Origin of the sequence: Streptomyces sp. CBMA123 (assembly GCF_014596465.1) — a bacterium.
Classification (GTDB): domain Bacteria; phylum Actinomycetota; class Actinomycetes; order Streptomycetales; family Streptomycetaceae; genus Kitasatospora.
In genome coordinates this window covers 1-6138 of record NZ_MECK01000296.1, presented here as the reverse complement: position 1 = coordinate 6138, position 6138 = coordinate 1, and the positions used below count along the sequence as shown (strand labels likewise).

Genomic DNA, 6138 nt, shown 5'->3' with positions numbered 1-6138 from the left:
CGGCGGCCTCGCGGTCGGTCACGGTCAGCCGGCCGGCCCAGGGGCGGCCGGCGGCGGTCAGCCCGGCCAGGGTGTCCAGGGCGTCGCAGCGCCGGCGCACGGCGCAGCGGCCGAGCACCCGGGACTCCAGGGCGGGCAGCAGGCCCGCGGCCGGGCGGTCGGTGACGGCCTCGGCGCGGTGCCCGAACAGTTCCTCGGCGGCCCGGCTCCACTGGGTGATCCGGCCGGTCCGGTCGACCAGGACGAGGGCGAGCCGGACCAGCGCGGCCACGCCGGTGGGCTGGTCGCCCGGGGCGGTTCCGGCGCCCGCCGGAAGCGGTGTGGAGTTGGACTCGGCCACCATGGATTCGGTCTGCTCCCGCCTGGCCGCCACGCCTGGAGGCGGCCGTTTCTCCGGAGGAAGGCACGCTGTGCGGATACCAGCGAAGCACGGACCGGCCCGGGCCCGACACCGAAACGGGGAGATTCATCAGGATCGGTTGCGTGTCACGCACCGCGCGCCGGTTCGTACGCCTGCTTCACCCGGACGGGGGCTGGCAACGCGGCGGTAGGGTGGCAGGCCGGGCCGCCCGCGCGGGCGGCCCCGCAGGACCCAGCCGGCCGGACGAGACAGAGGCGAGATCGTGACCGCGCAGAGCCCCGTTCGCTGGACGGACCCGGAGCAGCAGGAGCTGGAGGAGCGGGTCGCCGCCGCCGAGCTGGCCTGGCTCAGCATGGACGTGGACGTGCAGACGCTGCGGGTCGAGATCGACAACTTCGCGCTGATCCACCACCAGCTGCTCGGCCCGCTCTACGCCCGGCTGGACGAACTCGACGCGCTGGTCGCCGAGGCCGTCGCGGCCCGGACCGGCGACCCCGAGGACCGGCGGCGGGCCGCCGAGGCGCGGCGGCAGGTCGACGAGCTGCCCGACCTGGACGCGCTGTTCGACTCGGTGCGGTCGGTGCGGGAGGAATCCGGCGAGGGCGCGGACCAGGTGGCCCCGCCGCCCGCCGCGCCGTCCCGGGTGCGGCCCGGGAAGGAGGCCCAGCGGATCTACCGCGAGCTGGTCCGCCGCGCCCACCCGGACCTGACCACCGACGGGGACGAGCAGCAGCGCCGGGCCGACTTCCTGGTCCGGGTCAACGAGGCCTACGCGTACGGGGACGCCGCCGCGCTGGCGGACCTGGCCGCCGAGTGGTCCACCGCGCCGGAGGCCGCGCCCGCCCTCGACTCCCCCGACCGGCTGGGCTGGCTGCGCCGCCGACTGGACTGGCTGACCGCCAAGATCACCGAGACCGCCACCGAGCAGGTCCGGCTGGAGCAGACCCCGATGGGCCAGCTGCTCGCCCTCGCCCCGCAGGACCCGGACCGGCTGCTGGAGCAGCTCGCCGAGGAACTGCTCGCCAAGGCCGCCGCCCAGCAGACCGAGCTGGAGCGGCTGCTCGGGGCGCCCGACCCGGCCCGGGGCCCGGCGGCCGTGGGCGACAATGGCACCGACGGCACCGACCAGAACCGAGTTCAGGAGAGCCACACGATGTTCGCGCAGATCCCCACCACCGACGCCGCCGCCGTGCCCGCCGACGCCGCCCTGCTGGACGTGCGCGAGCAGGACGAGTGGGACGCCGGCCACGTGGACGGCGCGCTGCACATCCCGATGGGCGAGGTGATCGCCCGGATCGACGAGCTGCCGGACGGGAAGCTGTACGTGCTCTGCCGGGTCGGCGGCCGCTCCGCGCAGGTCGTCCAGTACCTGGTGCAGCAGGGCCGGGACGCGGTGAACGTGGACGGCGGGATGTACGCCTGGGAGGGCGCCGGCCGTCCGATGGTCAGCAGCGGCGGTCAGACCGCCGTCGTCCTGTAGGGCGCGGTGCCCGCTCGGTGACGGGTAGGGCAGGATGGGCGCGCGATGCGCCGGTACCGGCCGGCCGCGCGCCGATCGGGCGGGGAGGCCATGACGGGGACCACGGACCGGGCCGCCCCCGGACGTGTCTGGTCCGGGCCCGCGCAGCTCGTCCTCGGCCTGGCCGCCGCCGTGCTGGTGAGCGGCACCGGACTGTTCCTCGCCGCGGTGTTCCTGCACGTCGCGCCGGGCAACACGCTGTCCCGGCAGTACCGGGACGAGGTCGACGGGCTGGTGTACCCGGAGTTCGAGCAGAACTGGAAGCTGTTCGCCCCCAACCCGCTGCAGCAGAACGTCAGCCTGGACGCCCGGGTGCGTACCGTCGCCGACGGCGGCGCCACCCGGACCCACGACTGGACCGGACTCACCGCCCGGGACCTCGCCGCGATACGGGACAACCCGGCGCCCAGCCACGTCGACCAGAACCTGCTGCGCCGCGCCTGGGACTTCTACGACGGCTCGCACGACCCGCAGGACGAGAAGCTCACCAACCCGCGCGGCAAGCTCGCCGAGCAGTACCTCAAGCGGATCGCGCTGCAGCGGATCGGCCGGGAGGCGGACGGCGAGCGGGTGCTGGAGATTCAGTTCCGGGTGACCTCGGCCACCGTCCCGCCGCCGTCCTGGAGCGGTGAGGCCGCGCCGCCCGCGCCCAGGGTGCGGGAGCTGCCGTGGTGGCCGGTCGGGGACGAGGACTACCGGGGGTTGGGGTGAACGAGGCTTCGGAGCTGGAGCCGGCCGAGGCGCGGCCGGTGGACGGGATCCCGCGGCAGGGCGGGCCCGTACCGGGTGGTCCGGATGTTGCGGATGTTCCGGATGTTGCGGGTGGTCCGGTGGCGCCGGCGCGCGGGCCGGCGGCGGCGTTCGGGCGGGCGGTGGAAGCGTTCACCGGGCGGGCGCTCGGACGGCACCAGGCCGCGGTGGTGCGGATCGGCTTCGGGCTGGTCTGGCTCGCCTACCTGCTGCGCGAGTGGCCCAACCGGCGGGTGCTGTACGGCGACCACTCGCCCTGGTCGATGGACCTCGCCCGGCGGCTGCTGGCCGACGACGGGGCGTTCACCGTGCTGCCCTGGTTCGGCGGGCGGCTCTGGTTCGAGCTGGTCTACCACCTGGCCGTACTGGCCGCCCTGGCGGTGCTGCTGGGCTGGCGGACCAGGGCGAGCAGCGTGCTGTTCCTGGTCACCGTGCTCTCGCTGCAGAACCGCGACGTCTTCCTCGGCGACGGCGGGGACAACATCGTCCACCTGATGGCCGTCTACCTGGTCTTCACCCGCTGCGCCGAGGTCTGGTCGCTGGACGCTCGCCCGGCCTCCGGCCGGGAGGTGCCCGCGGACAGGGCCCGGACCGGGTGGGGCGGGGTGGTGCTCTGGGCACTGCTCGGCGCGGTGCTGGCGGTCTGTCAGGCCGGGGACTTCTCCGGGGACAGCCTGACCTGGAGCAGTCCGGCCTTCCCGTACCTCGGCTGGGCACCGCTGTTCTGGGGGCTCTGGGCGGTGGCCGGGCTCTGGTGGACGCTCGGCCGGCTGCGGCCGGAGGGCGAGCCCCGGGCGGTGCTCGACGCGCTGGCGAACATGGTGCACAACTGCGCGATGCTGGTGATCGTCACCGAGGTGGTGCTGGTCTACGCCACGGCCGGCTGGTACAAGGTGCAGGGCTCGCGCTGGCAGGACGGCACGGCGCTGTACTACCCGCTGCACCTGGACTACTTCACCCCCTGGCCGGGGCTGTCCGGGCTGCTCGGCTCGGCGCTGCTGCCGGTCTTCCTGATCTCGTACGGCACGGTGATCCTGCAGGTCGCCTTCCCGTTCACGCTGCTCAACCGGCGGGTCAAGAACGTGCTGCTGGTGGTGCTGATGGTCGAACACCTGGGGATCGCGGTGGTGCTCGGGCTGCCGGTGTTCTCGCTGGCGATGGTCGCGGCGGACGCGGTGTTCCTGCCGACCGGTGCCCTGCTGTGGGCGGCGGCCCGGCTCGGGCGGCTCCGGCGGCGGCCGGCGGGGTCGCCCGCCGCCTAGGATGTCGGTATGTCCTGGTTCGCCGCCCTTCGTGACACCGCGCGGACCGGGCTCACCCTCGACCGGGCGCTCACCGACCCCAAGCGGGCCCTGCGCGGGGCCGTCGCCGTGGCGCTGGTGCTCTTCCCCACGCTCGCCCTCGGCGGGGTCGCCCTCGCCACCTCGGCCGCGATGGGCGCGTTCATCGCCGGCTCGGCCACCTTCCAGCGCAGCTTCCGGCCCCGCGCCAGCCTGGCCGTCGCGGCCGGGTTCGGCCTCGGGATCAGCACCTTCCTCGGCTACCTGGCCGCCGGGGTGTACGGGCTGTTCCCGGTGCTGCTCGCGGTCTGGGCCTTCGGCGCGGGGCTCGCCTGGGCGATCGGGCCGACCGCCGGAGTGGTCACCGCCAACACCCTCTCGGTGATGCTGATCGTGGTCCAGCTCCCGGTCAGCGCCACCGCCGCGCTCGGCCACGGACTGGTCGCCGCGCTCGGCGGCGTCGTCCAGGCCGCCGTCATCACCCTCTGGCCGATCGGCAGTTGGAGCGCCCAGCGGGACGCCCTCGCCGACACCTACGCCGAACTCGCCGACTACGCCCGCAGGTTGCGGCAGGACCCGACCGCGCACGTGGACCCGGAACCGTTCATGACCGCCCGGCACGCCTCCGCCGTGACCCCCTGGCAGGACCGCCACCGGCCACCCGAACTGCGCGGCCTGCGCGGCATCGCCGAACGCATCCGCCCCACCCTCGCCGCGCTCGCCGACCCCAAGGTCGGCGCCCCCGAGGAGGGGCCGGAACGCGACCGGGCCCGCGAGGTGCTGGCCGCCGCCGCCGAGGTGATGGACGCCCTCGCCCGCGCCGTCCGCAGCGGCGACCCCGTCCGGCTCCCCCGTTCGGCTCCCACGCTGACGCTGGTCCGGCCGGACGAGGGGACGCCGCTGCGGGGCGCGGCCCGGCGCTCCGCCCGACGCCTCGGCGGGCTGCTGCGCAAGGCCGCGGACACCCTGGACCGCAACGACGAGGACACCATCACCACGCCCGTGGTCGGCGCGGGCGGGGCGCTGCACAAGCCGTCCATCTCGCGGATGCTGCCGGTCGCGCTGCGGGCCGTCCGGCGGCAGCTGCGGCCGCGCTCGGCGATCTTCCAGCACGCCGTCCGGCTCGCCGGGGTGGTCACCGCCGCCTACCTGCTGGCCCGGCTGGCCGGGTTCCACCACGGGTACTGGGCGCCGATGACCGCCGCCATGGTGATGCGGCCGGACTTCGCCCAGACCTACAGCCGGGGGGTGGCCCGCCTCGCCGGGACGGTCGTCGGGGTCGCCGTCTCCACCCTGGTGGTGCAGCTCGCCCACCCGGGCGAATGGGTGCTGGCGGTGCTCGCGGTGCTGTGCATCGGCGGGGCGTACCTGGCGTTCCGGACCGGGTACGCGCTGACCACCGTCGGGATCTCCTCGTACGTGGTGTTCCTGCTCGGGCTGCAGGCCGGGGATCCGTTGCAGACGGCCTTCGAGCGGGTCGGGCTCACGCTGCTCGGCGGGTCGCTGGCGCTGCTGACGTACGCGCTGTTCCCCACCTGGCAGACCGCCCGGCTCGGGGAACGGCTCGCCGAGTGGCTGGCGGCGGCCGGGCGGTACGCGGCGGCGGTGATCGCCTGCTACGAGCAGCCGGCGACGCCGCGGGGGCGTGCGGTGCGGTCCGCCCTGCTGGACTCGCGGGAGGCGCGGTCCGAACTCCTCCAGGCCATGCAACGGGCCGACGCCGAACCGGGGCGCCACGAGTCCGGGCTGACCGGGGTGACCCGGCGCCAGATCGACCGGGCCCGGGCGGCGGTCGGGCACCTCGGGCGGGCGGCCGTCCTGCTGGAGGCGCACCTGCCGGCCGCCGACGCCGAACCGGTGCCGGGGGCGGCGGAGTACGCGGAGGAGCTGCAGCTGGCGACGGCCTTGGCGGCGGGGGCGCTGCTGACGGGGCGGCCGGTGGAGTTCGGGGCGGTGCGGGAGGCGCAGGCGCGGTTGGAGGAGAGGCTGGCGGGGGGGTCGGCGGGGGTGCAGGGGGAGGTGGTGCGGGCGGGGACGCGGTTGGTGGAGGGGGCTCTGCGGGATCTGGAGCGGGCCCTTCGGGGGAGTTCTTCGGGGTAGGGGGCTCTCGGGAGGGTGGGTGGGTGCCGGGGGCGGCTCCGGGGGTGGCCGCTCCGGGGGCTGGGTGATTTTCGGACTGCCGACTCTGTGGGTGGGGGGTTGGGACCGTTGGCAGTCTGAAAATCACC

5 protein-coding genes are annotated in these 6138 nt (G+C 75.4%); 4 read left to right on the top strand and 1 reads right to left on the bottom strand.

Annotated features, from left to right (window positions below):
* A partial coding sequence (locus BG452_RS27865) for a PAS domain S-box protein (RefSeq protein ID WP_188307115.1) occupies positions 1 to 373 on the bottom strand: 373 nt, incomplete at its 3' end.
* Between the two features lie 250 nt (positions 374 to 623).
* On the opposite strand from BG452_RS27865, the gene BG452_RS47810 reads away from it, so the two are divergent.
* From BG452_RS47810 to BG452_RS27845, 4 genes are all read left to right on the top strand, one after another.
* Positions 624 to 1841: a rhodanese-like domain-containing protein gene (locus BG452_RS47810; RefSeq protein ID WP_188307114.1), complete on the top strand. Its 1218-nt coding sequence runs from the start codon at positions 624 to 626 to the stop codon at positions 1839 to 1841.
* A 90-nt stretch (positions 1842 to 1931) separates the two neighbouring features.
* On the top strand, positions 1932 to 2591 hold the full coding sequence (locus tag BG452_RS27855; protein ID WP_188307113.1) for a DUF5819 family protein: 660 nt from the start codon (positions 1932 to 1934) through the stop codon (positions 2589 to 2591).
* Positions 2592 to 2752: 161 nt separating this feature from the next.
* Positions 2753 to 3892, top strand: a complete 1140-nt coding sequence (locus BG452_RS27850) for an HTTM domain-containing protein (RefSeq protein ID WP_188307112.1) — start codon at positions 2753 to 2755, stop codon at positions 3890 to 3892.
* A gap of 9 nt (positions 3893 to 3901) precedes the next feature.
* On the top strand, positions 3902 to 6010 hold the full coding sequence (locus tag BG452_RS27845) for an FUSC family protein (protein WP_188307111.1): 2109 nt from the start codon (positions 3902 to 3904) through the stop codon (positions 6008 to 6010).
* Positions 6011 to 6138 lie beyond the last annotated feature (128 nt).